The organism is Skermanella stibiiresistens SB22 (assembly GCF_000576635.1).
Taxonomy (GTDB): Bacteria; Pseudomonadota; Alphaproteobacteria; order Azospirillales; family Azospirillaceae; genus Skermanella; species Skermanella stibiiresistens.
Genome location: NZ_AVFL01000016.1, coordinates 114879 through 141288, shown reverse-complemented (window position 1 = coordinate 141288; position 26410 = coordinate 114879). Strand labels below are relative to the sequence as shown.

General features: G+C 66.8%; 22 protein-coding genes. 9 read left to right on the top strand and 13 right to left on the bottom strand.

The window, feature by feature from the left end; genetic code table 11:
* The first annotated feature begins 57 nt into the window (after nt 1–57).
* From N825_RS20850 to N825_RS20840, 3 genes are all read left to right on the top strand, one after another.
* Complete coding sequence (locus N825_RS20850) at nt 58–441, top strand: DUF779 domain-containing protein (RefSeq protein WP_037456405.1); 384 nt, start codon at nt 58–60, stop codon at nt 439–441.
* Between the two features lie 79 nt (nt 442–520).
* Nucleotides 521–1078 carry an RBBP9/YdeN family alpha/beta hydrolase gene (locus N825_RS20845; protein ID WP_037456402.1) on the top strand — a complete coding sequence of 186 codons (558 nt, stop codon included), beginning with the start codon at nt 521–523 and terminating at the stop codon, nt 1076–1078.
* 78 nt (nt 1079–1156) lie between these two features.
* Complete coding sequence (locus tag N825_RS20840) at nt 1157–2206, top strand: metal-dependent hydrolase (RefSeq protein ID WP_037456399.1); 1050 nt, start codon at nt 1157–1159, stop codon at nt 2204–2206.
* A gap of 8 nt (nt 2207–2214) precedes the next feature.
* Here N825_RS20840 and N825_RS20835 read toward each other — a convergent pair whose 3' ends face one another.
* The 3 genes from N825_RS20835 to hrpB form a co-directional block, all read right to left on the bottom strand.
* Entirely contained in the window at nt 2215–3330 is a 1116-nt protein-coding gene (locus tag N825_RS20835) for a methyl-accepting chemotaxis protein (protein ID WP_051512693.1), read from the bottom strand.
* Between the two features lie 96 nt (nt 3331–3426).
* A complete protein-coding gene (locus N825_RS20830) occupies nt 3427–4611 on the bottom strand; it encodes a BaiN/RdsA family NAD(P)/FAD-dependent oxidoreductase (RefSeq protein ID WP_037456397.1) in 1185 nt (394 codons plus the stop codon).
* Nucleotides 4612–4627: 16 nt separating this feature from the next.
* Nucleotides 4628–7150, bottom strand: coding sequence for an ATP-dependent helicase HrpB (hrpB, locus tag N825_RS20825; RefSeq protein WP_037456573.1), 2523 nt, complete (start codon nt 7148–7150; stop codon nt 4628–4630).
* Nucleotides 7151–7349: 199 nt separating this feature from the next.
* Here hrpB and N825_RS36745 point away from each other — a divergent pair, with 199 nt between their 5' ends.
* Both N825_RS36745 and N825_RS20815 read left to right on the top strand, forming a co-directional pair.
* Nucleotides 7350–8294, top strand: a complete 945-nt coding sequence (locus N825_RS36745; RefSeq protein ID WP_051512692.1) for a putative metalloprotease CJM1_0395 family protein — start codon at nt 7350–7352, stop codon at nt 8292–8294.
* A gap of 129 nt (nt 8295–8423) precedes the next feature.
* Nucleotides 8424–9659 carry an ArsB/NhaD family transporter gene (locus tag N825_RS20815; RefSeq protein WP_037456395.1) on the top strand — a complete coding sequence of 412 codons (1236 nt, stop codon included), beginning with the start codon at nt 8424–8426 and terminating at the stop codon, nt 9657–9659.
* A 520-nt stretch (nt 9660–10179) separates the two neighbouring features.
* Here the strand turns inward: N825_RS20815 and N825_RS20810 are convergent.
* The 3 genes from N825_RS20810 to N825_RS20800 form a co-directional block, all read right to left on the bottom strand.
* A complete protein-coding gene (locus N825_RS20810) occupies nt 10180–11301 on the bottom strand; it encodes a CobW family GTP-binding protein (RefSeq protein ID WP_037456394.1) in 1122 nt (373 codons plus the stop codon).
* A complete protein-coding gene (locus N825_RS20805) occupies nt 11298–11855 on the bottom strand; it encodes a Fur family transcriptional regulator (RefSeq protein WP_063833889.1) in 558 nt (185 codons plus the stop codon). The genes N825_RS20810 and N825_RS20805 overlap by 4 nt, the downstream gene beginning before the upstream one ends.
* Nucleotides 11856–11975: 120 nt before the next feature.
* A complete protein-coding gene (locus N825_RS20800) occupies nt 11976–13994 on the bottom strand; it encodes a PhoX family protein (RefSeq protein WP_051512691.1) in 2019 nt (672 codons plus the stop codon).
* A gap of 237 nt (nt 13995–14231) precedes the next feature.
* Here N825_RS20800 and N825_RS20795 point away from each other — a divergent pair, with 237 nt between their 5' ends.
* Nucleotides 14232–14960, top strand: a complete 729-nt coding sequence (locus tag N825_RS20795) for an SDR family NAD(P)-dependent oxidoreductase (RefSeq protein ID WP_037456392.1) — start codon at nt 14232–14234, stop codon at nt 14958–14960.
* 227 nt (nt 14961–15187) lie between these two features.
* The gene (locus N825_RS20790; RefSeq protein ID WP_037456389.1) at nt 15188–16582 is read left to right on the top strand and encodes a DEAD/DEAH box helicase; all 1395 of its coding nucleotides are present in this window, start codon (nt 15188–15190) and stop codon (nt 16580–16582) included.
* Between the two features lie 86 nt (nt 16583–16668).
* Here the strand turns inward: N825_RS20790 and N825_RS20785 are convergent, their stop codons facing one another.
* The 3 genes from N825_RS20785 to N825_RS20775 form a co-directional block, all read right to left on the bottom strand.
* Nucleotides 16669–17724 carry an SGNH/GDSL hydrolase family protein gene (locus N825_RS20785; protein ID WP_084164927.1) on the bottom strand — a complete coding sequence of 352 codons (1056 nt, stop codon included), beginning with the start codon at nt 17722–17724 and terminating at the stop codon, nt 16669–16671.
* A gap of 99 nt (nt 17725–17823) precedes the next feature.
* Nucleotides 17824–18456: a DedA family protein gene (locus N825_RS20780; RefSeq protein ID WP_037456386.1), complete on the bottom strand. Its 633-nt coding sequence runs from the start codon at nt 18454–18456 to the stop codon at nt 17824–17826.
* An 84-nt stretch (nt 18457–18540) separates the two neighbouring features.
* Nucleotides 18541–20415: a potassium/proton antiporter gene (locus N825_RS20775; protein ID WP_037456383.1), complete on the bottom strand. Its 1875-nt coding sequence runs from the start codon at nt 20413–20415 to the stop codon at nt 18541–18543.
* A gap of 409 nt (nt 20416–20824) precedes the next feature.
* Between N825_RS20775 and N825_RS20770 the strand changes: the two genes are divergently transcribed.
* Nucleotides 20825–21982 carry a porin gene (locus tag N825_RS20770; protein WP_037456381.1) on the top strand — a complete coding sequence of 386 codons (1158 nt, stop codon included), beginning with the start codon at nt 20825–20827 and terminating at the stop codon, nt 21980–21982.
* A gap of 71 nt (nt 21983–22053) precedes the next feature.
* Here N825_RS20770 and N825_RS20765 read toward each other — a convergent pair whose 3' ends face one another.
* Nucleotides 22054–22635, bottom strand: coding sequence for a peptidoglycan-binding protein (locus N825_RS20765; protein ID WP_037456379.1), 582 nt, complete (start codon nt 22633–22635; stop codon nt 22054–22056).
* 15 nt (nt 22636–22650) lie between these two features.
* Complete coding sequence (locus N825_RS20760) at nt 22651–23112, bottom strand: RT0821/Lpp0805 family surface protein (protein WP_037456560.1); 462 nt, start codon at nt 23110–23112, stop codon at nt 22651–22653.
* Nucleotides 23113–23329: 217 nt separating this feature from the next.
* On the opposite strand from N825_RS20760, the gene N825_RS20755 reads away from it, so the two are divergent.
* Nucleotides 23330–23617, top strand: coding sequence for a hypothetical protein (locus N825_RS20755; RefSeq protein WP_157619452.1), 288 nt, complete (start codon nt 23330–23332; stop codon nt 23615–23617).
* Between the two features lie 51 nt (nt 23618–23668).
* Here N825_RS20755 and N825_RS20750 read toward each other — a convergent pair whose 3' ends face one another.
* Nucleotides 23669–24868 carry an acetate/propionate family kinase gene (locus N825_RS20750; RefSeq protein ID WP_037456374.1) on the bottom strand — a complete coding sequence of 400 codons (1200 nt, stop codon included), beginning with the start codon at nt 24866–24868 and terminating at the stop codon, nt 23669–23671.
* Nucleotides 24865–26283 (bottom strand): bifunctional enoyl-CoA hydratase/phosphate acetyltransferase, encoded by a 1419-nt coding sequence (locus tag N825_RS20745; protein ID WP_037456556.1) that lies wholly within the window; start codon nt 26281–26283, stop codon nt 24865–24867. The genes N825_RS20750 and N825_RS20745 overlap by 4 nt, the downstream gene beginning before the upstream one ends.
* Nucleotides 26284–26410: the final 127 nt, after the last annotated feature.

The window sequence follows — 26410 nt, the reverse complement described above, 5'->3', positions numbered from 1 at the left end:
AGGTTTTCGTCGTTCCGGCGAGTCGGGCGAAAAATGGGAATAGGGAGGAGAATAGTCATGGTGGATCGTGTCACGGTCACGCCGGAAGCGGTCGCCGTCATCGGGAAGCTGAAAGCCCTCCACGGTGCCCTGGCGTTCCACCAGTCGGGCGGCTGCTGCGACGGCAGCGCCCCGATGTGCTTTCCGGCGGGCGAGTTCAAGACCGGCGCGCAAGACATTTATCTCGGCCGGATCGAGGATTGCGACTTCTTCATCGGCGCCGCCCAGTTCGAATACTGGTCGCACACCCAGTTGATCATCGACGTGGTCCCGGGCCGCGGCTCCGGCTTCTCGCTGGAGGCTCCCGAGGGAGTGCGCTTCCTCACCCGGAGCCGCGTCTTCACCGACGCCGAGGCCGCCGAACTCGAAGCGGCGGGACCGCCACCGCGCGGGGCGGACTGACCCGGAGGGGTGGCATGGTGTTGCGCCGCCAGCTGAAGTGATGGCAGGCTGTCGGTCCGCGTCACCACGGGAAGACAACATGGAAGACCAACATTCGGCACCAGTCACGGTGCTGATCCTGCCGGGATTGGGCGGCTCCGGCCCCCAGCATTGGCAAAGCTTGTGGCAGGACGCGGAGCCCTCGTTCCAGCGGGTCGAGCAGGCCGACTGGGACAACCCCGACCGCGCCGCCTGGATCGCCAACCTGGAAACCGCCGCGCGCGCCGCCGAGGGTCCGATCGTGCTGGTGGCCCACAGTCTCGCCTGCCCCTTGGTGGCGCTCTGGGCGAAGCATGGCACGGTCGCGGCCGTCCGGGGCGCCATGCTCGTGGCGCCGCCCGATCTGGATTCCGCCGACCGCGTGCCGGTGGAGGCCGCCGGGTTCGGGCCGATGCCGCTGGACCCCTTGCCCTTCCCAAGCGTGGTCGTCGCCAGCTCCGACGATCCCTATGCCGAGTTGGGTCGCACCCGTGCCTTCGCGTCCGGATGGGGTTCCGAATTCATCGATATCGGGCCGTGCGGGCACATCAACACGGAATCCGGCTTTGGGGACTGGCCGCGCGGTCTGGAAATCCTGGCCGGGCTGATCGGGAAATAGACGGATTGTTTCCGCGCCGCGACGACGCATCTTGGTGTTTTGTTTGATCGGCGCTCCCGGAAGACTTTCAAGGAAGACATGGACAGCATAACACAAGGCCTGCTTGGCGCCGTGGTCGGGCAGGTGGGATTTCGGCGCACCCTGGGCCGGAAAGCCATGGTCGCGGGCGCCTTGCTCGGGACGGTGCCCGATCTGGACGTGGTCGCCAGTCTGCTCGGACCCTACGCCAACTGGCTTTACCATCGCGGCATCACCCACTCGATCTTCTTCGGTCCCGTCGTGGGGCCGCTGTTCGGCTGGGCCATCTGGCGATTCTATCGGTGGCGGGCGGCGCGGCGCGGCTCGACCGACGCGTATGACAGGCCCGAGGTGCTGCGGGCCTGGATCTGGCTGGCGATCCTGGCGCTGTTCACCCATCCGATCATCGACCTGTTCACCAGCTACGGCACGCAGCTGCTGGCGCCCCTGTCCAAGCACCGCTTCGCGCTGGACGCGCTGCCGATCATCGATCCGATCTACAGCCTGGCGCTGATCACGGCCCTGATCATCGGATTCGCCGCGAAGCGGCGGCCGGCATTGGCCGTCAACTCGGCGGCGGGGGCGCTGTTGTTCATCACCGCCTACTCACTGATGGGCTGGGTGATCAACGACGACACGCGGGCGACCGCGCGCGCCCAATTGGAGCGGGAGGGGCGCCCCGGCATCCATGTCGTGGCCTATCCGCAGCTGCTGCAACCCTGGTTCCGCCGCGTCGTCGCGGAGGCGCCCGACGGGCTGCTGGTGGGCTACCACTCCATCTGGAGCGATCGTCCGATCACGTGGGAGAGCCATCCTTACCAGCGCGATCCCTTGATCGACCGGGTGGCCATGACCCAAGAGGCCGGCATCTTCACCTGGTTCGCCATGGGCAAGGTGTTCTGGACCGTCACCGAGACACCGACCGGCGCCATGGTCGAGGCGGTCGATTACCGCTATGGCATGTGGGGCAGTGGGGATCTGGGATTCTGGGGCATCCGCGCCGAGGTCGACCGCGATGGCCAAATCCTCGGGCCGCCCGTTCCCTTCCAGCGCGAGCGCGGCCGATCGGCCGAGAAGCTGCCGGAATATTGGCGCCAGATCTGGGGTTGAGGCGGGAGTCAGAAAAGCTCCACGTCGTCCGGCTCCGGGGAGGCCGCATCCAGGGCGCCGATCCCGTCCAGCCCGGTGCCGCCCAGCAGCAACCGGCGAAGGCTTTGTTCCCTCATCGACCCGGCACCGGACTCGTCCCGGAGGGATGACGGGATCAGCGTCGCCAGCCAGCCGGAGCGATCCGGCACCTCCAGGGTTGGCGGCAGGCCCAGGCCGGTGGCGGCGTCGAGATCGCCGATCCCCGCCTTCATCACCATCATGCCGTCCATGATGTGGTCGAAGCGCTGTTTGGCGAGGTCCTGGAATTGCAGCCGGACCACGATCTGGCCGATGTTGCGGCCCATGTCGGTGGACGCGTCGACGGCGGAACCCAGGACGGAGGTGAAATGGTCGGCCTGCAGGATCAGGCCGGACATGGCGAGGTCTATCCGCTCCTTCGCCAGGAGCTGCGGCGCCAAGTCGGTTTCGGCGATGGTGCGCAGGATGTCATAGCCGCGCGCCACTCCCCGGGACACCGCGCCGACCGTCTGGCGCATCCGCTCGGCTAACGCGGCGGTCCCGGCGGATAATTGCCGCACCTCGCCGGCGACCACGTGGAAGGTCGTGCCGGCGGCGCCCGCGCGCGCCGCCTCGATGCTGGCGTTCAGCGCCAGGAAGCTGGTCTGCTGGTTGATCTCCTCGATCTCACCGATGAACTTGCCGACGACATCGACGTCCTGCACCACGTCGTCCAGCAGATAGACCATCTTCATCGCCTGCATGGACAGCGAGACGATGTTGTTGACCATATCGACCAGGACCTGCTGCATCAGCGCCATGACGCGGTCGATCGGGACCCGCTCGCCCTCCAATTCCACGACATTGGCACTGGCGATGATCTCCTGCACCCGCACGCCCTGTTCCTCGGCGGAAGCGGCCAGTTCGCGGAAGCCGCTGCTGATCTCCAGCGTGCTCCGTTCAACGATGCCGTTGGTTCGCCGGATCTCGCTCCGCAGATGATCCAGGCAGCGCGACTGAAAAGCGGCGAAGGCGCGCCAGTCGGCTAGCAGGGCGGTAATCTGATCCGGGGCTGTCGAGCAACCGGCGCCGGAGTCCATGGTGCCCGTGAAGAGTGGATTACCCATGCCGCCCGTCTACCTCGGTGTTGTTCTATTTTTTGGAACAGGACATTCCAGGGAGATTATTGGGCGTTGGTGAATGAAAGGCAATCGATGCACGCATCAGGCGAATTGTCCGGCGCAGAAACCCGATGACCACGCCCATTGGAAATTGTAGCCGCCCAGCCAGCCGGTGACGTCGACCACCTCGCCGATGAAGAAAAGGCCAGGGACCTTGCGGGCCTCCATCGTCTTCGATGACAGTTCGGACGTGTCGACGCCTCCCAGCGTCACCTCCGCCGTGCGGTATCCCTCGGTGCCGGCCGGCGTGATCCGCCAACGCTGGAGGTCGTCGGCGAGAGCGCGCCAGTCGCGCTCGGCGACGCTCCCGGCCGGCCGGCCTTCCAGCGCCGGCGGCGTCACGCGCTGGGCCAGACGGCGCGGCAGCAGGTCGGCCAGCACCGTCTTCACCTCCGCCTTGGGCCGCTCCGCCACCAGTTCCCTCAGGCGCGCCAGGGCGTCGGTGCCTGGCAGCATGTCGATCTCGACCCCATCGCCGTCGTTCCAGAACGACGAGACCTGGAGGATGGCAGGGCCGCTCAGGCCCCGGTGGGTGAACAGGATCGCCTCGTCGAAGCTGGCGCCGCCGCACCGGACCCTTGCCTCGCAGGCGACACCGGCGAGATCCTTGAAGTTGCGCGGATCGGCGTCGGCGAAGGTGAAGGGCACCAGGCCAGCCCGCGTCGGCAGCACCTTGACGCCGAATTGCGCGGCCACCCGATAACCGAACCCGGTGGCGCCCATCTTGGGGATCGACAACCCGCCGGTCGCCACCACCAGGCTTTCCGACTCGAACGCGCCGCGCGTCGTCCCAATGTGGAACGCCTCGTCCCGCTCGATCCGCGTGACGCCGGTGTCCAACTGGATGACGACACCGGCCTCGTCGCACTCCTTCAGCAGCATGCCGACGATGTCGCGGGCGCTGTCGTCGCAGAACAGTTGCCCCAGCTTCTTCTCGTGAAACGCGATGCCATGGCGGCGGACCAACGCCACGAAGTCATGCTGGGTGTGGCGTTTGAGCGCCGAGATGCAGAAGTGCCGGTTGGCCGAAATGAAGCGGTCGGGTGCGGTGTGCAGGTTGGTGAAATTGCACCGCCCGCCGCCCGAGATCAGGATCTTCTTCCCGGCCTTCTCCGCGTGGTCGATCACCAGCACGCGCCGGCCCCGGCCGCCGGCGGACAGGGCGCACATCAGCCCGGCGGCGCCGGCGCCGATGACGATCACGTCGAAACGGGAAACTTCGGACATCGATATGGCTTCCGGATCAGGTGCCACGCCGCTTGGCGCGGTTGGTCGGTTCGGCCCGCAGGGGATCGTCGGGCCAGTGGTGCTTGGGATACTGACCCTTCAGGTCGGCTTTGACATGGCGGTAGGTATTCGCCCAGAAGCTGGCCAGATCGCTGGTCACCTGCATCGGACGATGGGCCGGCGACAGCAGGTGAAGCACCAGAGGCACGCGGCCACGCGCCAGCGCGGGAGTTTTGGCCAGCCCGAACATCTCCTGCAACCGCACCGCCAGCACCGGCACCTCGCCGCTGGTGTAGTCCAGTGGAATGTGGGAGCCGCTCGGCACCGTGACATGGGTCGGCGCCGCCTCATCCAACTCGCGCTGCCTCTGCCATGTCAGGAGCGACCGGACCGCCGCCGCGAGGTCCAGCCGCCTCAGATGCGCCCGGCGGGTCATGCCGGTCAGGAACGGGGCCAGCCAATCCTCCAGCGTGTCGAGCAGGGCTTCGTCCGACATGTCCGGCCATCCGTTCCCGTCGCCGTCGACCCGGCGCAGGAACTGGACGCGGGCGCGGAGGTTCTCCAGCTCCTTCGTCCAGGGCAGGACGGCCAGACCCAATTCGCGGACGCCTTGGCAGAAGGCTTCGGCGCTCCGCCCGCCGCCCGGATCGGGCAGCGGTTCGTCCTTCAGGACCAGCTCGCCGAACCGGCGCTGGCGCCGGGCCAGCACGGCCTCCTCCCGGCTGTCCCAACCGACGAATTCGACCGTCTCGACCGCGTCGGGAAAGTCCTCCTCCAGATCGGCCAGGGTCAGCGGCGCCGCCACGAAGATGCGGGCCTCGCGCTTGGCGCCGTCCAGATCGGCGACGGCCAGATAGTCCTCGGCCGCCAGCGGCTCCATCCTCTGGAAGAAGGCGCCGCTGCCGTTGCTCAGGCGGAATTGGGCGCCGCCGCCCGGCCGCCGCTGGGCGATCCGGTCGGGATAGGCCAGCGCCAGCACGCGGCCGGTGTCGGCGACGGTGCCGGTTCCCGCCGCGATGCCGAGCTGCCGCCGCCATTGCCGGGCCTGCGCCAGCACCTGCTTGACGATCCAGTTGCCCCGCTGGGCTCCGCTCTCGGACGCGCGCAGCGCCTCGACCCGGTGCCGCAGATCGCTGTCATGCTGTTCGCCCGGCTGGCCGCGCAGGATATCGCGCTCGCCCAGCAGGGCCGCGATCTCGCACCCCAGCGCGCCGCGTCCTTGCCGATCCGCCACCAATACCATGTGGGCGAGCCGTGGATGCATGCCGAGCGAGGCCATGCGCTGGCCGTGCGGGGTGATCCTGCCGGTTCCGTCCAGGGCGCCCAGCTTGCCCAGCAAGTCGCGCGCCTGAGCGTAGGCGGCCGCGGGAGGCGTGTCCATCCAACGCAGCTCGCCGGGATCCAGGACGCCCCATTGCGCCAGTTCCAACACGAGCGGCGCCAGATCGGCCGCCAGCATCTCGGGCGCGGTGCGCGCGGCCAGCGCGCCGTGCTGCCCCGCCGGCCACAGCCGGTAGCAAACACCCGGCTCCAGCCTGCCGCCGCGGCCCCGGCGCTGTTCCGCCGAGGCCTGGCTGACCTTGACCGTCTCCAGCCGGGTCATGCCGGTGCCGGGATCGAAACGGGCGACCCGCATCAGCCCGCTGTCCACGACAACCCGAATGCCCTCGATCGTCAGGCTGGTCTCGGCGATGGAGGTGGCCAGCACGACCTTCCGCGAGCCCGGCGGCGTGCGCCCGATCGCCTGATCCTGCGCCTCCTGGGACAGGTCGCCGTACAGCGGAGCCACCAGGACATTGGTCCCGAGTGCCGCGTCGCGTAATTGGCGCTCGACCCGGCGGATCTCGGCGACGCCGGGCAGAAAGACCAGGATGTTGCCCTTCTCCTCGTCCAGCGCCCGCAGCACGGTGGCGGCGACGGCGTCCTCGATCCGCCGGCTGGCGGAGGGATCGAGGTGGCGTGTCTCGACCGGGAACGCCCGGCCCTCGCTGGTGATCACGGGAGCGCCGTCCAGCAGGTGGGCCACTCCAACGCCATCCAGCGTGGCCGACATGACCAGCAGGCGCAGGTCGTCGCGCAGCAGCGACTGCGATTGCAGGCACAGCGCCAGCCCCAGGTCGGCGTCCAGGCTGCGCTCGTGGAACTCGTCGAACACCACCGCGCCGACTCCTTCCAAGGCGGGATCGCGCTGGAGCAGGCGGATCAGGATGCCCTCGGTGACCACCTCCACGCGGGTGCGCGGCCCGATCTTGCTGTCCATCCGGACGCGGTAGCCGATCGTCTCGCCGACCGCTTCCTCCAGCATATCCGCCATCCGGCGCGCCGCCGCGCGGGCGGCGATCCGCCGGGGCTCCAGCATGATCACCTTGCCGCCGCCCAGCCAGCCCTCATCCAGCAAGGCGAGCGGTACCCGCGTCGTCTTGCCGGCGCCGGGCGGCGCTCGCAGCACGGCGTTCGGTCCCGCGCGCAGCGCCGCGACGATGTCGGGCAGCACGGGGTCGATCGGCAGGGTTGGAAAAGAGGTCGACGGTCTGGACAAGATCACGGTGCGCTGAGGTCGGGGCAAGGGGACGGCGGCGTGTATAGCACGTCGGATTCAGCAAAGCGCGGGCTCCCGCGCCCCGGGCGCGGGCTCCCGCGCCCCGGCTTTTACGGAAAATCAATCAGGTTGGCGGAGACTGGGGCTTGGTCAAGCCTTTCCCGTACCCCGTTTCATTGGACACCGCGAGGCTCGGTCCATGAACATCAGCGCCGCTTCCGGCCAGCAGGCCCCCACGTCGACGGTTGGACCCAGGTTCAACCGGGTCAAGCCGTGCGGCTGCGCCGAGGGGCAGGCTTGCAACCACGTCCAGACGGTGGAGGCGGCGGAGGCCAGCAAGTCGAGGGCGGGGGTCGTCGACAAGGTCGATGTCAAGGACGGCGCCAAGGTCAGGGATGGCGTCAAGGTCAAGGACATCGTCAAGGGAAAGGACGGCTCCGGAGATGACGGCTCCGGAGACGGCGGCGCCGGGCCCGCCGAGGGATCGATCGGACCCGATGGCACCAAGACCGGCGAGGATGGCGTCAAGCGTGACGCGTCCGGCCTGACCGAGGCCGAGCGCGAGCAGGTCAAGGAACTCAGGAAGCGGGATGTCGAGGTGCGGACGCACGAACGCGCGCACCAGTCGGCCGGCGGCCAGTTCGCCGGATCGCCGACCTACACCTATCAAAGCGGTCCGGACGGCAGGCGCTACGCCATTGGCGGCGAGGTGTCGATCGACGTCAGCCCCGAGAAGGACCCCGCCGCCACCGTCGCCAAGATGGAGCGCGTCAAGAGCGCCGCGACCGCTCCCGCAGAGCCTTCGCCGCAAGACTTCAAGGTCGCGGCCGCCGCCAACCAGATGCTGCTGGACGCCCAGAGCGAGTTGAACAAGAACGCGCAAGAAAATCTGAAGGCTGGTGGCGCCAGGGACGATGGGGCGGGTCATGACCATGCGGGGCCGGAAGGCGGGAGCCATGCGGCGGACGAGGATCCGACGGCCGGAAAGCCGGCCGATCCGGAGAGGACGGATCGCGGAGACGACGCCCGGTCGGCCGGTTCCCTGATCACCGCCGCCGCCCGCGCCTACCGCGAGGCGTCGGGTCTGGGCGGCCTTGGCGTCACCGGGCGCGCGTCGGGCGCCTTGATCGGCGTCACGGCCTGATTACCGACCATGTTCATGGCGACGGAACCACGGTTCGGGTGTTAAGGGAAACCCGCCCAGCGCGGGCTTCCCTCAATCCCGCCGTTCGACGCCCCCGTTCGACGCGGTGCTTAGCCGGACCCTCCAACCGTGACCCTGTTCGTTCTCGCCGTTTTCGTCGTGACCTATGTCGGCATGGCGTTCGGGCGCTTGCCCGGCTTGCGGATCGACCGCACCGGCATCGCCCTGGTGGCCGCCATCCTGATGCTGGCATCCGGCGTCCTCGACAGCGCCGCCGTGACCGGAGCCATCGACTTCCCGACGCTTTTCATCCTGTTCGGCTTGATGATCCTGTCGGCGCAGTTCGCCTCCGCCGGCTTCTATGACTGGTGCGCGCTGCGCATCGCCAGGGCCGGCCGGTCTCCCACCGCGCTTCTGGCCGTGACGGTGGCGGTCGGTGGCGGCCTGTCCGCCGTGCTGGCGAACGATGTCGTGGTGTTCGCCATGACGCCGATGCTATGCGCCGGCCTGAAGGGCAGGGGACTCGATCCGCGCCCTTACCTGATCGCCTTGGCGGGAGCGGCGAACGCCGGGTCGGCCGCGACCTTGATCGGCAATCCGCAGAATATCGTGATCGGGCAAGTTGGCGGGCTGGATTTCTGGCGGTTCATCGCGGCCTGCGGCATCCCGGCGCTCGTGGCGCTGGTCCTGGTGTTCGTCACCGTCACGGTCGTCTGGCGTGGCAAGCTGACCGACGGCGCGTCGAAGGCCTTTGCCGAACTGCCCGAGCCGGAATTGGACCGTTGGCAACTGGGCAAGGCCGCCTTGGCGACGGTGGCGCTCCTGGCGATGTTCGCGACCAGCATCCCGCACGAGGTCGGCGTGCTGTTAATCGCCGGCGCGCTGCTGATCAGCCGTCACCTTGAGAGCCGCCGCATGATCGCCATGGTGGACTGGCCGCTGCTGCTGCTGTTCGCCTGCCTGTTCGCCATCAACTTCGCGCTGGGCCGCACCGGCCTGCCGGGACAGGCGGTCGACTGGCTGGCCGCCTCCGGCCTGCTGCCGGATCGGCTGGCGGTCCTGGCTCCCTTGTCGGTCATCGCCAGCAACACCATCGGCAACGTACCGGCCGTGATCATGTTGCTGGCGGTTTGGCACCAGCCGCCGGAGGGGGCGCTCCATGGCTTGGCGCTGCTGTCGACGCTGGCTGGCAACCTGATCATTCCCGGCAGCCTTGCCAACATCATCGTCGTGGAACGGGCCCACGCAGTCGGCGTCCGCCTGGGCTTTCTGGAGCATGCCCGGTGCGGTGTTCCCATGACGTTGATTTCCTTGGCCTTCGCCTGTGTCTGGCTATGGGGCACCGGACTCATGCCACTTCGTTGACGGGTGGAACGATGGGCGAGATGGCGTTATTTCGCACCTGCGAAGAGAAACCGATCTCCATGATCGATTGATACTGAATGATTGTGATCCACTATTCCAGATTACTTCCGGACGGAGTGGGTTCCCCCTATGAATTTTGGTTTCGATGTGAATTCTTGAACAAAGCCCTTTGCCAAATGTGGGAATTGGGATATGGTCAGTCCAACGATGTGGGAAGAGGGAAACAAAAAAAGCCCAACCCACACGAAAATGGCGCGCGTCGGGGGAGGGCGTGGCCGACAATAAATGATCCCGCTCGCTCAAGAGCGGGGCGCAAGGTTGAGGAAAGCAACGCACCAGTGACCGCTTCCATTCGATGGGGGTCGACTTGGCCGCACCGGGGGCTTCGCCTCCGTCACGAAAATGTCCACCGCGCCAAGCGTGGGGACGGGCCAGGTGCGAAAACAGTTAGGGGTTAGAGAGTTTTAACGGCGGGTCCACAACCCGCCGTTTTCTATTTGGACCTCCGCCGTCGCGACGGTCAGTCCGACGCGTTCCGATAGGCGTTGAACATCTCCTCGATCGTTTCGCGGCCGACATCGCGGGTGATGAAGACTATGCGCGAGCGGTGGTCGTCGGATGGCCAAGCCTCGAGCCGCACCGGAGGGTGGAACACGTGCTGCACGCCGTGGACCACGATCGGCGTGTCGGATTCCCGGACGTTCAGGATGCCCTTGATCCTCAGCAGGTCCGGGCCGCGCAGCGTGATCAGCGTCTCGATCCAGGTCGCGAAGCCTTCCCAGGCCAACGGCTCGTCGATCGTCATGCAGAACGCGGTGATGTGATCGTCATGCCGGTTGCGATCGTGGGCGTGCTGGCCATGGCCATGATGATCGTGACCATGACCATCCCCGTGGTCGTGTCCATGGTGGTCATGCCCATGGTCGCCGTGACCATGGTCATGGGCCTCCTCGTACGCTTCGGCACGCAGCCAGCGCTCCACGTCGGGGCTCTTGGTGGTGGGGTTGTACAGCCCCGCGTCGAACAGGCCGGCGGGGTCGATCCCACCCTGGACCGCGCGCAGGATCGGCGCCGCCGGGTTCAGCGCCTTGAGGCGGCCCTCCAGATCCGCGATCGCCTCGGGCGTCGCGATGTCGGTCTTGGTCAGCACGATGCGGTCGGCGACGGCGGCTTGCTTCAGGCTCTCCTGATGCCGGTTCAACTGGTCGGTGCCGTTGACCGCGTCCACCGTCGTGATGACGCCGTCCAGGCGGAAGCGGGCGGCGATCAGCGGATCGTTCATCAGGGTGTGGAGCACGGGAGCCGGGTCGGCCAAGCCCGTGGTCTCGATCACGACCCGGTCGAACTGGTTGACCTCGCCCTTGACGCGCTTCAGGAAAAGGTCGCGCAGCGTGTCGATCAGGTCGCCGCGCACGGTGCAGCACAGGCACCCGCTGTTGAGCAGGACCGTGTTCTCCGAGCTTTTGGCGACCAGAAGGTGATCCAGGCCGATCTCCCCGAATTCGTTGATGATCACCGCCGTGTTCGCCATGCCGGGATGACGGACGAGGTTGGATAGCAGCGTGGTCTTGCCGCTGCCCAGGAAGCCGGTGAGGACGGAGACGGGCAGACGGGTGGGGTTGGCGGCGACGACTGTTGTCACGATTCGGCCTTTTGACGGGTTACGGGCTGACGAGCTTCCGGGCGCTCTGTGTCGGCTGGTGAATGGGATGGGTGCGGGCGGTTCTGGCAAACGGGACAAAGCCCCCGGACCTCCACCGTCGGCCGGTCGATCTGGAAGCCCCGCGCGCGGGCGCTGTCGGCGATGGCGGCGCTGACACGCTGGTCGTTCAATTCGATCGCGTCGCCGCAATCGCGGCAGACCAGGAATTGGCCGGGATGGGCGTGATCGGGCGAGGGACAGCCGATATAGGCGTTCAGGCTTTCCAACCGGTGGACCAACCCGTTCTCCACCAGGAAATCCAGCGCGCGGTAGACGGTCAGCGGTGCCACCCGCTTGCCGTCCACCTTCATGTCGTCCAGGATCGCGTAGGCTCCGCGCGGCCGATGACCGCTCCACACCAGTTCCAGGACCTGCCGGCGGATGGGGGTCAGCTTGGTTCCCCGCGACGCGCATAGGGCCTCGGCACGGGTCAGGGCACCGGAAACGCAGGTGTCATGGTCGTGATGGATCGTGGTCTGCGGCGTCGTGGGCATTGCGGCTCCCGGTTGGGCGTCGGGGGATATGTAATCATATAACAACACCGCGGCCGGAATGCCCGAAAAAGAAAAGGGCGGCCTAAGCCGCCCCTCTCCCCTGTTCGGCCATGGACGGGATCAGACGCCGATCACGCCGCCGTCGTCCTTGGTGATGACGACGATCGACGGGCGCGGCGGCATGTCATCCTTGAAGTCCGGCCAGCGGGTCGCCGGGTCCTCGAAGCTGGACGACTTGCCGAATTCCGGCCAATCCTTGACGTTGTCGGTCGCCGGATGCTGGACCGCGACGAACAGCGTCTTGTCATCGGGCGTGAAGCGCGGGCCGCACATCTCGGCGCCGACCGGCACCCGGAAGAACAGCTTGCTGGTGCCGCGCAGGTCGCCGTCGGTCTCCATCGCCCAAACGCCGTCGGTCGTCTTGGTGGCCTTGAAACTGTTGCCATCGGTCGTGACCCACAGGCGTCCCTGGTTGTCGACCGAGCAGTTGTCCGGCATGCCGAACCAGCCGTTCGGCGAGGTCGCCGGGTTGAAGCTGGCCCCGACCTCCGCGACGCTCGGGTCGCCGCACTTGACCAGGATGTCCCAAGTGAAGGCGGTCGCCGCGTGGTCGCCGTCGGGCGGGGTCATCTCGACGATGTGGCCGAAGGCGTTCTTGGCCCGTGGGTTGGCGGCGCTGACATCCTCCGCCTTGCGGTTGGTGTTGTTCGTCAGCATCACATAGACCTTGTTGGTCTTCGGATTGGGCTCGACGTCCTCCGGGCGGTCCATCTTGGTGGCGCCCACCAAATCGCCGGCCTTGCGCGCCTGGATCACCACGTCGGCCTGGCTCTTGAACCCGTTCTCGGCGGTCAGCTTGCCCTGGCCGTGGACGAGGGGCAGCCACTCGCCCTTGCCGCTCTCGTCATAGCGGGCGACGTACAGCGTGCCTTCGTCCAGCAGGTTCATGTTCGCGGCGCGGTCGCTCGGGTTGAACTTGCCGGCGGTCACGAACTTGTAGACATATTCGAACCGCTCGTCGTCGCCGACATACAGGACGACGCGGCCATCCTTGTTGACGATGCTCTCGGCGCCCTCGTGCTTGAAGCGGCCGAGCGCCGTGCGCTTCTTCGGGGTCGAGGTCGGGTCGAGCGGGTCGATCTCGACGATCCAGCCGAACCGGTTGGCCTCGTTCGGCTCCTTCGACACGTCGAAGCGGTCGTGATAGGCACCCCAATTGTACCAGTTGCCGGGAACGCCCATCCGCTTGTGGTTCTCGGTTTCCGGATGGCCCTCGGGGACCTTGCCCCAGAAGTTGCCGTTGATGTTCTCCTCGGCCGACAGATAGGTGCCCCACGGGGTGATGCCGCCGGCGCAGTTATTGACCATGCCGATGACGCGGCGCCCCGACGGGTCGGCCTTGGTCTTCAGGCGGTCGTCGCCGGCGGCGGGGCCGGTCAGCTCCATCGCGGTGTCGGAGGTGGTGATTCGGCGGTTGTACTTGCTGTCGGCGACCACCGACCACTTGCCGCCGGTCTTGACGACCTCGATCACGGTGCCGCCATGGGCCGCCATCTCGATGTCGACCAAGTCCTTGGTCATGGCGGAGAAGTTGACGGTCTTGTCCTGCTGGTCGACCCCGACGCCGGGGAACATGACCTCCTCGTCGGTGTATTCGTGGTTGACGCAGAGCAGGCCGCGCTCCGGATTGTTGGAGCCGTAGGGCAGGCCGATATAGCCGACGTAGTCGTTGTTGTAGCCGAACTGCATCTTCTGCGCGGCCGCCGTCTGCTTCATCGGATCGAAGGCGGGGGCACCCGGAATGACGGGATCGCCCCAGCGGATCAGGATGTCGGCCTTGTAGCCCTCGGCGACGTGGTGGGTGCGGTCGACGCCGCGGGTCAGTTCGTCGAAGCTGAAGCTGGCCTTCTTGTCGCCGGCGGCGGCCTTGGCCTTCTCGGCGGTCGCCAGGGCCAGCGGGCCGAACGTCGCGGTGATGGCGGCCACGGCGAGCGATCCGCGCAGCACGTCGCGCCGGTCGAAACGCTTGGCGATGATGTCGCCCAGGGTCGGACCTTCGGACGGATTGCGGCCGATGTCCTCGGAGGCCTCGAAGGCTTCCGCCTTGCTCGAGAATTGGGAAATGTCGCGGTTGTCCATGGCTCTCTCCACCTGATCCGATGCCTGATTTCCCCGGTGTGCCGGGTTTGTTGCGGCGGACCATAGTGCGCCTGCATGACACTTCGGTGACCCTTGGATGACGGCACGGTTAAATCCCACCGGACCAAAGTTGGGATCGGCGCCCGGTGGGTGCCTAGTGGACGCGTGGCTGGCGAGGGCTAGTTCATTGGCTCGACACACGCTCATTCCATCGATCATCGAGAGGCGAGATTCCCCATGGCCGCACCCATCATCATCCTCGGAGCCAATGGCGGCATCGGCGAGGCCCTGGCGCGACGCCTGTCGGCGCGTGGAGCGGAGCTGTTCCTCACGGGCCGTTCGCCCGAGAAGGTCGGCGCCCTGGCCGACGAGTTGAAGGCGCGTCACGCGGTCTGCGACGTCCTGGACCCCGGCTCCGTCGCCGCCGCCGTGGCGGAGGCCGACACCGGCGAGGGCATCGCCGGCCTCGCCTATTGCGTTGGTTCGATCGACATCAAGCCGCTGAAGGCGACCAAGCCGGAGGATTTCATCCAAACCTACCGGCTGAACGTGCTGGGAGCCACCGACGCCATCCGGGCGGCGGAGAAGGGGCTGAAGGCGGCCAAGGGCTCGGTCGTCCTGTTCTCCACCGTGGCGGTTCAGCAGGGCTTCGCCAACCACGCCCTGATCGCCACGGCCAAGGGGGCGGTCGAAGGTCTGGGCCGGTCGCTGGCGGCCGAGTACGCGCCGCATGTCAGGGTCAACGTCGTGGCGCCCAGCCTGACCCGGACACCGCTGGCCCACACCCTGACCGCCAACGAGCAGATGCTCCAGAGCATCGCCGGGCTGCACGCGCTGGGACGGATCGGCGAGGCGGAAGACATCGCGGCGCTGGCGGATTTCCTGCTGGGTCCCGACAGCGCCTGGATCACCGGCCAAGTCTATGGCGTGGACGGCGGACGCAGCAGCCTGCGCACGAAGGGTTGAGGGTGATGGTGAAATCGGCCGGGCCGTCCCGGCCTGTTTCACCCGTCCGCCGGAACGGCAAGGACATCGGGCCTTGACTTCGCACTTGCGAAAGAGCAACTATTGATCTCGAACAAACGTACCACCTGATCGCGCGAAGCGGCATCGCCGCTGCATCGGGTGGACCAGCATCAGCACCTAGGGCGACCCGGCAGCGCGCGGGGCAGGCCCCGAAAGATCCCTTTCCAGTGACGTCTTTCAGTGACCTCGGCTTGAGCGAGCCGATCCTGCGCGCCATCAGCGCCGAAAACTACTCCACTCCGACGCCGATCCAGGCGCAGGCCGTTCCCCACCTGATCGTGGGCCGCGACTTGTTGGGCGTCGCCCAGACGGGTACCGGCAAGACGGCGGCCTTCGCGCTGCCGATCCTGCATCGTCTCTCCGAGAACCGGAACCGGCCGCAGCCGCAAGGCGCCCGGGTGCTGGTCCTCACCCCGACCCGCGAACTCGCGATCCAGATCGGCGAGAGCTTCGCCACCTATGGCCGCAACCTGCCGCTGACCCGCACCGTCATCTTCGGCGGCGTCGGCCAGAACCCGCAGGTCCAGGCCATGGCGCGCGGTGTCGACATCCTGGTCGCCACGCCGGGCCGTTTGCTCGACCTGATCGGGCAGGGGCTGGTCAAGCTCGACCGCCTCGAGGTGTTCGTGCTGGACGAGGCCGACCGCATGCTCGACATGGGCTTCATCCATGACGTGCGTCGGATCATCAAGGTCCTGCCGGCCAAACGCCACACGCTGTTCTTCTCGGCCACCATGCCGCCGGAGATCGCGAAGCTGGCCGACAACATCCTCAGCAACCCCGTGCGGGTCGAGGTCACCCCCGTCTCCAGCACGGCGGAGCGCATCGAGCAGCACGTCATGTTCGTCGAGAAGGCGGACAAGCGTCCCTTGCTGGGCCAAGTGCTGAAGCGGCCGGAGATCGGGCGCGCCCTGGTCTTCACGCGGACCAAACACGGCGCCAACCGGGTGGTAGAGCAGCTTGGACAGGTCGCCGTGCGGGCCGAGGCCATCCACGGCAACAAGTCCCAGACCGCGCGCCAGCGGGCGCTGGAGAACTTCCGCAGCGGCGAGATCCGCGTGCTGGTCGCCACCGACATCGCGGCTCGCGGCATCGACATCGACGGCATCACGCATGTCATCAACTATGACCTGCCGAACGTGCCGGAAAGCTACGTCCACCGCATCGGCCGCACGGCGCGGGCGGGGACCAGCGGCATCGCGATCTCGTTCTGCGACGCCGAGGAGCGGTCGTTCCTCAAGGACATCGAGAAGCTGATCAAGATCCGCATCCCGGTGGTCGACGATCATCCTTGGCATTCGGATGGCAGCGTCCGGCAGGCCGATCCGACCGATCGCCCGCCCCAGGAGCGCCGCCCACAGCGCCACGGCCGTCCGCCCCAGGGCGCGCAGGGCCAAGCCCGGCCGGATCAGGCCCGCCAGAACCATGGACAGGGTCACGGTCAAGGGCACGGCCAAGGCCAGGGGCGTCCCGCCGGACAAGGCCAGGGTCGCCCCTCCGGGCAGGGTCAGCAGGCCCGCCCAGCGCAAGGCAATCCGTCCCGCCGCCGCACTGGCCGCTGATATCGGGATTAACGAAAAAGCCCGCCGCCACGTCATGTGGCGGCGGGCTTTTTCTTTTCTTCGAACCGGAGATCGATGCCGAACGTTCAGGCCGGGACGCTGGACTGGCGCCGACGCAGCAGACCCATGCCCAGCAAGCCGCCCGCGACCAGCACGAGTGTCGCTGGCTCCGGCACATCGGTCGGATCGCCATCCGATCCACCCACCCCCGAGCCCCTCAAGGCGGCCAGCGCGTAGTCGGCCAGGATCCGGTGCGCGGCGGCGGTCGGATGCAGGCTGTCCCAAAACAGGTATTCGTCGGGATTGGAGCACACCGTTCCCGGCCGGTCGACGGCACCGCTGAAGCAGGGCGTGTTGACGTTGGTCAAGCCGTAGTTTCCCGGATTGGCCGCGACGTCGTTGAACAGGCTGCGGACATCCAGCGGGATCAGATCGACAGGCAGGACCGCCTCCAGCCCAACCATCACCGAGGTCAAAGCGGTGTTGAAGGCCGCCGATAGCGACGTGGCGCGCTCGGCGAACTCGCCGCCCGCCATGATCGCCTCGGGCGTCAAGGCGAGATCGCTCAGGTTCGGCACCATGATGTGGCGGGCGCCGGCCAACGCCAGATTGGTGACCGCCTGACTGACATTGGCCGTGGCCGCCGCCGCCAGCGTCTCGCCCGGCAAGTTGGACGTCAGCTCGTTCCGCACATCGTTGCCACCGCCATAGACGATGTACAGCGCGTTGGGATCGGCGCCGGTGGTCGGCACCTTGGACAAGAAGTCGAGCGTCTGGAAAGTGACGCCGGGCGGTACCGTCCCGCCGGTCGTGGCACCACCGAAGGCGTGGTTGGTCCCGCCCAGCAGCGATGCCTTCGACTCGGTTCCGAAGGCGGCCGCGACATGATCGACCCAGACTGGCCCGTTGGAAAAACGTCCCTGATAATAGAACTCCGGGAGCGGCATGGTGCCGAACGTGGCCGCCGCGATGTTGCCGGTGTCGGACAGGCTGTCGCCGAACGTGTAGACGGCGCTGACCGGGGCGGCTTCGGCGCTTCCGGCGGCGACGATGCCGAGAAAGCCGCCCATCAGGCCAATGCCAGCCAGCGTGGCCGTCAAGCCCTTCGACCGGGACGGCGAACGCGCGAAACACCAAAGCATTGTCGCCTCCAAAAACAGTCGCAACTTATGGTTAACAAAGGTTCGGCGAGCTTTTAAAGGAACGGGGTGGACGGTGCAATGGCGCCTTCGGGCCGCGCGTTATTCTCCTTCCTGACGTGCGGCTTCCTCGCCACGCCGGTCCTTCCATTGCCGGACGACGCGCATAGCGAACCACACGACCAGGGCCGCGACGATGATCGTGCTGATCGGTCCGATATAGGCTTCGACGACCTGCCACTGCTCGCGGAGCCAATAGCCGCACAGCGCCAGCGCCGTGGTCCACACAACTGTTCCGATCGTCGAATAGAGAAGGAAGGGGAACAGGGACATGCCGCTGATGCCGGCGGGAACCGAGATCAGGGTCCGCACCGCCGGCACCAGGCGCCCGATCAGGACCGCCGACCGGCCGTGCCGTTCGAACCAATGGGTCGCGCGGTCGATGTCCTCGGGGGACACGGTGATCCAGCGGCCGTATTTGTCGGCCAGTTGGCGCATCCGGTTGGCGCCATAGATCCTGCCCGCGTAGTACCAGGGCAGGGCGCCCAGCAGGGATCCCACCGTGCCCGCGATGATGACGCCGATCAGCGTCAGGGGACCCTCCGCCGCCGTGAAGCCGGCCAGGGGCATCACCGCCTCCGAGGGGATCGGTGGGAAGACGTTCTCCAGGAACATCAGCAGGGCGATGCCGGCGTAGCCCAGCGAGTTCATCAGACCGGTGATCCAGTCAATCATTATTCCAACCTGCCATTGTCTCAACCCGCGGATTTTTGCGGTCGCGGTAACAAACCATTGCGAAGCCCATCCGTTGCCGGCCGATCACTCCCGTTTCTTCGCATCCGCCTCCAACTGACGGCGGGCGATTCGGTCGGCGCGGCGCTGGCGGCGCTGCCAAAGCCGGAATTGGAAGCGGCTGCGCGATGCCTTGATCGCCTGGATCAAGTCGCTCGGCCTCGGGATGACCGGGATGCGGAACCCCGCCGCCGGTGTCGCGGGTTCCAACGCCAAGCCGACCGTCAGCAGTTCGCCATCCTCCATGTCGCGCGCGATCAGTTCGACGGCGCCCATCCTCAGGCGGTCGCCGACCTCGACCGCATCGCGGAACTCCTGCCGGAACAAGTCGGCCAGCGTCAGGCGCGCGTTCCGCACCGACAGTGGCAAGCCGTAAAGCTCGGCTAGCGCCCCCACCGTGATGTCCGCCTTCAAGGTCAGGTCACCGAAGAACTGCCGGTCGTCCTCGACCAGTTCGCGCGTCTCGCCGAATAGGCGGTCGAGCAGGGCCACCCGCGACGGTGCCGTGAACAGATACACCAGATCGCCAGCCTGGAGTTGCCGGACGCTGTGGACCGTCTGCACGTGCCCGTCCCGGATGATCAGCGACGGCCTGGCCCAGCGCGGCAGCCGATGGCCGCTGACGACCGGACTGTGTTCGCGGATCGTGTAGGCGACCAGCTCGTAGTCGGCTTGACCCGGCAGTTCCAACTCCACCCTGTCCACCGGTCCGATTCGGGGCGGCACGATCAACTTCAGCCAGTGCGCCAGTGGCCGGATCGTCCAACCCTGGACCAGCAGCGACATCAGCACGATCAGGAAGGCGATGTTGAAGTAGAGTTGGCCATTGGGCAGATCGAATAGGGTCGGCACGATCGCGAGCAGGATCGACACGGCGCCCCGTAGGCCGACCCATGCGATGAAGGTCGTCTCGTTGGCGGTGAACCGAAACGGCGCCAGGCACAGCCAGATCGCCAAGGGCCGCGCCACCAGGATCAGCACCAGCGCCAGCAGCGCCGCAGGCACGAACAGATCGAGGAAACGCGACGGGGTCGCCAGCAATCCCAGCATCACGAACATGACGATCTGGCTCAGCCAGGTGATGCCGGTGTGGAAACGCCGGAGGCTCTGGCCGCCCCGCAGCTTGGCGTTGCCCGCGATCAGGCCGGCGACATAGACCGCCAGAAAACCGCTGCCGCCCAGCGTGGCGGCCAGGGCGAAGATGAACAGCGCCAGCGAGATCGAGACGACGGGGTAGAGGCCCGGCTCCAGCCTGATCCTGTTGATCGTAAGGATCAGAATGCCGCCGCCCGCCACGCCGAACAGGAGGCCGCCGCCGATCTGCCAAATGAACAACAGCGCCAAGTGCCAAGGAGATCCGGTTCCGCCAGACGCGATCAACTCGACCAGCGAGATCGTCAGGAAGATCGACATCGGATCGTTGGTCCCCGATTCGATCTCCAAGGTCGATCGCACGCGGTCGCGCAAGGTGATTCCGCCGACCCGCAACAGGAAGAAGACCGCGGCCGCGTCGGTGGAACTGACGATCGCGCCAACCAGCAAGGCCTCCAGCCAGGACAGCCCCAGAGCGTAGCGTGCCGCGACTCCCACCAGCGACGTCGTGATGACGACTCCCAGCGTCGCCACCGTCAAGGCGGGCCACGCCGCCGCCCTGTAGCTGGAGAAGCGGGTGTCGAAACCGCTGTCGAACAGGATGATGGCGAGCGCCACGCTGCCGATCAGGAACGCCGCCGGCGTGTTGTCGAAGGCGATCCCGCCTATGCCCTCCTCGCCCGCGGCCAACCCAACCCCCAGGAAGATCAGGAGCAGCGGCGCGCCGATGCGGAAGGAGATCAGGCTCGTGAAGATACTGACCAGGAGCAGTATGGCCGCGACGAGAATGATTAGGTTGATCAGTTCCATAAGGCATCCTGGACGCGGCCGCGGGGCGGGACGGGCCGCGTTTTATATGTCATCCGAGGCCGCCAGGCGACCTCCCTGGGTGTTCGGTGTCCGTCGAAGTTTCAGCTGTGGTTATGACGTTCGGTGTCAACGACAGCTTACGGGACGTGCCACCAATCATCAGGGCAAAAGCAGGTTTCAGTCATCGGTTCATCATCCAGCATCGAACAAGTAGTTGCACAAAAGTGGTAGTTATAGGCGTATTGGATGATGTTACCGATGAAACACATATGTGCCCAAAGCTCACACCATGAGGCAGAAAGAACTTCAGCTTCGTCGGCATTCAGGTATCTATACGTCCAAGACGACAGCGGGGACGACAAGATCGTGGCTGCGTCGGTTGATTAAATACTCGATAGGGGTAGCTTAAATGAAAAAGATCCTTTTGGGGACCACCGCGATCGCCGCCGCCGCTCTGTACGCACAGGCCGCTCAAGCGCAGATCACCGTGTCCTTGGGTGGCTACACCGAGTTCTTCGGTGCCTACTACGATGACGATGTCGGCAACCGCACCAGCCGCGAATTCCAGATCGAGACGGAAATCGTCGTCCGCGCCGACGGCAAGGCCGACAATGGCCTGCTCTATGGTGCCAAGATCGAGCTGCAGAACGGTTCGACCTCCTCGGTCGGCACCGACGAGGCGTCGGTCTACTTGGGCGGCACCTGGGGCCGTATCGAGTTGGGCGACTTCGACGGCGCCGCCGACACCCTGGCGATCTACGCTCCGCTGGTCGGCATCGAGCAGATCGACGGCGACGCCTACGACTTCCTGGCGGTGAGCTCGGGCGGCTTCTCGTTCGGCAACGTTCCGGGCGGCAGCCTCGTCAAGGTTCCGGACAGCAGCGACGCGACCAAGGTCATGTACCTGACCCCGCGCTTCGCTGGCGTGCAGGCTGGTGTCAGCTATGCCACGCAGAGCGGCAACAGCGGTGACAGCGCCCAGAGCGTCGTCGGCTTCAAGACCGTTGGCGGCTACAAGGACTTCTGGGAGTTCGGCGCCAACTACACCGGCAGCTTCTCGGGCTTCTCGCTCGCCCTGGGCGCCACCGGCACGACGGCGACCGGCCAGGACCTCGGCACCATCGGTGGTCCGCAGCTCGAGGACTTCTTCGCTTGGCAGGCTGGCGCCCAGGTCGGCTACGCCGGCTTCAAGTTCGGCGGCGGCTACTACGACGGCGATGACTACAACGGTGTTTCCGGCGCTCCCGGCAGCTCCGAGGACAGCAAGGCTTGGCACGTCGGTGCCAGCTACACGGCTGGTCCGTTCGCCGTCGGCCTGACCTATGCCGACGCGGAAGGCTACAAGGGCGGCCCGAACGTCACGACCGGCATCCCGGCCACCTACGCCAGCGACTACAAGACCTACGGCGGCGGTGTCGCCTACACCCTCGCTCCGGGCTTCGTGGTCCAGGCCGACCTGATGTTCGTCGACGAGGAACTGAGCAACGTCAACGCCGCCGGCACCACCACCGGCACCGCTGACAACGAAGGCTACGTCGCCGTGCTCAGCACCCGCCTGAACTTCTAATCCGACGAGGGACCCGGCTGGTCCGGGTCCCTCACCGGAAAGGGATCAAGGATAAGGAAAAGGGCGGTGGTTCATCCACCGCCCTTTTTCGTGCGCGCGGCTTGGACACGCAGGCGCTCCAGAAGGTCCGGCGACGCGGCCCCCGTGATCTCGATCGCCGCGTCGCGTTGAAAACGTTCGATCGCGTCCCGCGTCCGCGCTCCGGAAACCCCGTCGGCCGGGCCGGGGTCGTAACCGAGCCGCTCCAGCTCGATCTGTACTCCGGTGATCAAATCGGGCCTTTTGCCCAGCGTCGGCTCGGCCGCGGTTGCGGTCAGCCGCCGGGCCTCGGCGATCTGGGCGGTGGTCAGGATCTTCGCCAGCCTCGCCCGCTCGCCCTCCGCGTCCTGGTGGCCCCGGGCGGCGGCCCGGTCGAACCAACCATAGGCCACCACCAAATCCGCCGGCCGGCCACGGCCATCGGCGAAGATCCTGCCGAGCCAATATTCGGCGTCGGGATCACCGGCGCGCGCGAGCGGTTCGAACACTCGCGCCGCCGTCACGGGATCTCCCCGGTTGAACGCCGCGAGCCCGTCCTCGTAGCGGGTGGTGGCACCGGCATCCGCCGTCGTCAGGGCGAGCGCCAGCAGGACGGGCAGGGGAAACACGGACATGGGAGCGTCGCGCGCTCAGCTCACGATCCGCCATGACCCGTCGGGTTGTTGGCAAGCGGTACCGCTGGCCCGCTCCGGCTGACCGCCGATATAGACGGTGTGCTGATATTCCCGGCAGGTTCGGCCGGTTTCATTCTGATAGGTCCGGATCGGCTCGATCGTACCCCGATTGCCGGTGTTGGTGTTCGACCACTGGATCGGCTCGTTCTGGGAGACGGCCCTCTGTTCCGCCTGGACAGCCGTATCCCGATCGTTGCCTTGCAGGCGGCCACCCAGTTCCCGACCCGCCAGGGCTCCGACCAGGGTTCCGATCGCGGTCGCCGCCAGCTGCCCGGTCCCGCCGCCGATTTGCGAGCCGAGCAGCGCGCCGCCGGCCGCTCCCCCGAGGGTTCCGACCGTCTGACCGGTGTTCATTCCCTCGCAGGCGCCAAGGCCAAGGGAAAGGGCGGCGACCGCCGCGATGGTTGTTTTGCGCATGATCATGACCGCATCCTTCCGGGATGTCTGGGTGGTGGGCGTCATGGCCCGTCCAAGCCATGGCCCAACGTCATGTGCATGCGATTGTTCCCGGTTCAATTCCCTCCATCGCCCCACCGATTGGGACGGAAGCCGTCTCTGGGTGTTTACCAAGTTAGGGTGGCGTGAACCGGGGCATCAAGCCTCCGCCAGCGTCCACCGAACCTCGGAGAACGATATGACACGATTAGCCATGGCGGCCCTCGGCCTAGCCCTGCTCGCGACATCGGCGTGCGAGAACCTGACCGGACCGGGAAACAACACCATGCCGGACGGCAGGTCGACCACGTCGGGCGGTTCGACCCTGGGCAGCCGGGGTAGCTACGGTCCCGCGACCGGTGCCCCCGGTACCGGCCCCAGTTCCGGAAGCGGTGTCGACGATGCCGAGCGGGGAGCCACGACCAGCCCGTCGAGCGGCGACATGACCCGCCCGGGCAGCATCCCGGGCGAGGGCATGTTGAACTGACCAAGTCCCGTTCGCGGGAGCGCCGCTGGAGGCCGGTGGCGGGGAATGGCGTCAGGCGACCGCCTGTTCCGCCAGCGCCTCCAGCACGTGGAGGCCGATCATGGTCTCCTCGCTGGTCCTGACGACGAGGACCTTCACCGGCGACCCCGGCGCGGAGATCACGCCGGCGTTGGCCTCGTTGGCGGCGGGGTCCAGGACGATGCCGAGCCAGCCCATCTTCTCGCACACCCGGCGCCTGACCATGGCCGAGTTCTCGCCGATGCCGGCCGTGAAGACCAGCGCGTCCAGACCGCCGACCGAGGCCACCAGCGATCCCAGCTGGCGCTGGATCGCGTGGATGAAGTAGTCGATCGCCCTGACGGCGCGCGGATCGTCGCTTCGCTCCAAGTCCCGCATATCCGAACTGATGCCCGAAAGACCCTTCAACCCCGAGTCGTGGTAGAGCATGCGGGTGACTTCCGGAACCGTCATTCCGGCCGCGCCGATCAGGTGAAGCAGGACGCCGGGATCGATCTGGCCGCTTCGGGTGCCCATGGCGAGGCCATCGAGCGCCGTGAAACCCATGCTGCTCTCGACGCTTTTGCCCTCACGAAGCCCGCACATGCTGGCGCCATTGCCAAGATGGGCGACAACGACCCGGCCCAGCGCCACGTCGGGTGCCACCTCCCTCAGGCGGCGCGCCACATATTCATACGACAGGCCATGGAAGCCGTAGCGGCGGATGCCCTGTTCGTAATACTTCAACGGTATCGCGAAGGCCTCCGCCGCGAAGGCATGCCCGCGATGGAAGGACGTGTCGAAGCACGCGACCTGAAGCACGCCCGGATAGCGAGCCTCGACCGCGTCGATCGGCGCCAGATTGTGTGGCTGGTGAAGCGGCGCCAAGGGGACAAGTTCCTGGAGCTTGGCCCGGACGGCGGCGTCGATCCTCACCGGGCCGGAGAAATCCAACCCGCCATGGACGACCCGATGACCGACCGCCAGGACACGCGCGTCGCCCAGGAAGCCATCGAGCCATTCGCTGATCACGCGCAATGCCGAGTCGTGGTCCATCGGGCCGTCACCGTCGGCCCAGCGTGTTTCCGCCAGGACCGCTCCGTCGGCGTCCTTGGCGATGAAATGCACGTGGTTGCCGATACCCTCGATCTGGCCGACCGCCAGCATGCGAACGGCGGCGGCACCGGCGGGCGCCTCGACCGAGAACTTGATGCTGCTCGATCCGGCGTTGAGGACGAGGATGCTGTCGATCATCGCCGATCCTCCTGGGTGTTGAGGCCAGCCAGCGGCTTGCCGGTCTTGGCGAAGACTTGATGGAGCTGAGCCAGCGCGCAGGAGGCGAGCCTGGATCTCTCGTCGTCCGCCCTGCTGGTGAGGATCACCGGAACCTGCGCGCCGAGCACCAGCCCGGCGGCGTCCGCGTGGGCGATGAAGGTCAGTTCCTTCGCCAGCATGTTGCCGGCCTCCAGGTTGGGCACGATCAGCACGTCCGCCCGCCCCGCCACCAGCGAGACTATTCCCTTGGTGCGGGCGGCCTCCAGGTCGACGGCGTTGTCCATCGCCAGCGGGCCGTCAACGATGCCGCCCTTGATCTGGCCGCGCTCCGCCATCTTGGACAGGATCGCCGCGTCCAAGGTCGAGGGTATCTTGGGGTTGACCGTCTCGACAGCCGACAGGATGCCGACCCGCGGCTGGCTGATGCCCAGGGCCAGCCCCATGTCGATGGCGTTCTGGACGATGTCGACCTTGGTCTCCAGGTTGGGTAGGATGTTGATGGCGGCGTCGCTGATCAGCAGCAGGTGATCCATTCCCGGCACGTCCAGCACGAAGACATGGCTGATCCTGCGCGCGGTGCGCAACCCGGTGCCGGCCTTGGTCACCTCGTGCAGCAGCTCGTCGGAGTGAAGGTTGCCCTTCATGATCGCCCCGACCTTGCCCTGGTGGACCAGTTCGACCGAGTGGATGGCCGCCGCCTCCGACCGCGCGATCTCGATGATGGGAAAGCGTGAGATGTCCACGCCGAGATCCTTGGCGAGGGCGCGGATCTTGTCGCCGGGACCGATCAGGATCGGCTCGATCAGGTTGGCCTCGGCCGCGAGGACCGCGCCGCTCAGCGAGGTCCGGTCGGTCGGGAACACGACGGCGGTGGCCAGTGGCGGCAGCGACTGGCACGCCCTGATCATCCGGGTGAACTTCTCGTGCCGCTCCACCACCAGCTTTGGCAGGTCGGCGTCCGGCGTGTCGACGCTCTCGGGCGGGGCCAGCACGTCGGCGATGCCCTCGGCGACCAGCTCACCCTTCTGGTTGAACAGCTTGCAGTCCAGGATGATGGTGTTGGGCTCGCGCTTGTCGGTCACGACCACGGTGATCGCCAGTTCGTCGCCGACATGGACCCGTTCGTGGAAGACCAGGGTCTGTCCCCGGTAGCGCGTGCCGGCACCCGGCAGCGAATTGCCCAGCAGCGCCGAGATCTGCGATCCCACCCACATGCTGGGGGCGATCGTGTCCGGATCGGTGACGCCGTCGTTGTCCCGGTCGCGCGGCAAGGACAAAGGATTTCGATTGCCTGACGCGTGCGCGAAAATCACCAGGTCGTTCGCCGTGCAGACCCTGCGGATCGTCGCCGTGTCTCCGACGGAGATCTCGTTGAAAGTCCGGTTGCGTGCCATGGATCCCCTGGAAATCACGTCGGCCGCCGAAGCGGCCGTGGAGTTGAGGTTGCCGAACACGGCGACTGTGTACCACCCTCCACGCTCGACGGCGGTTCAATCTCGATTCGGCGACATCACCCTAGGG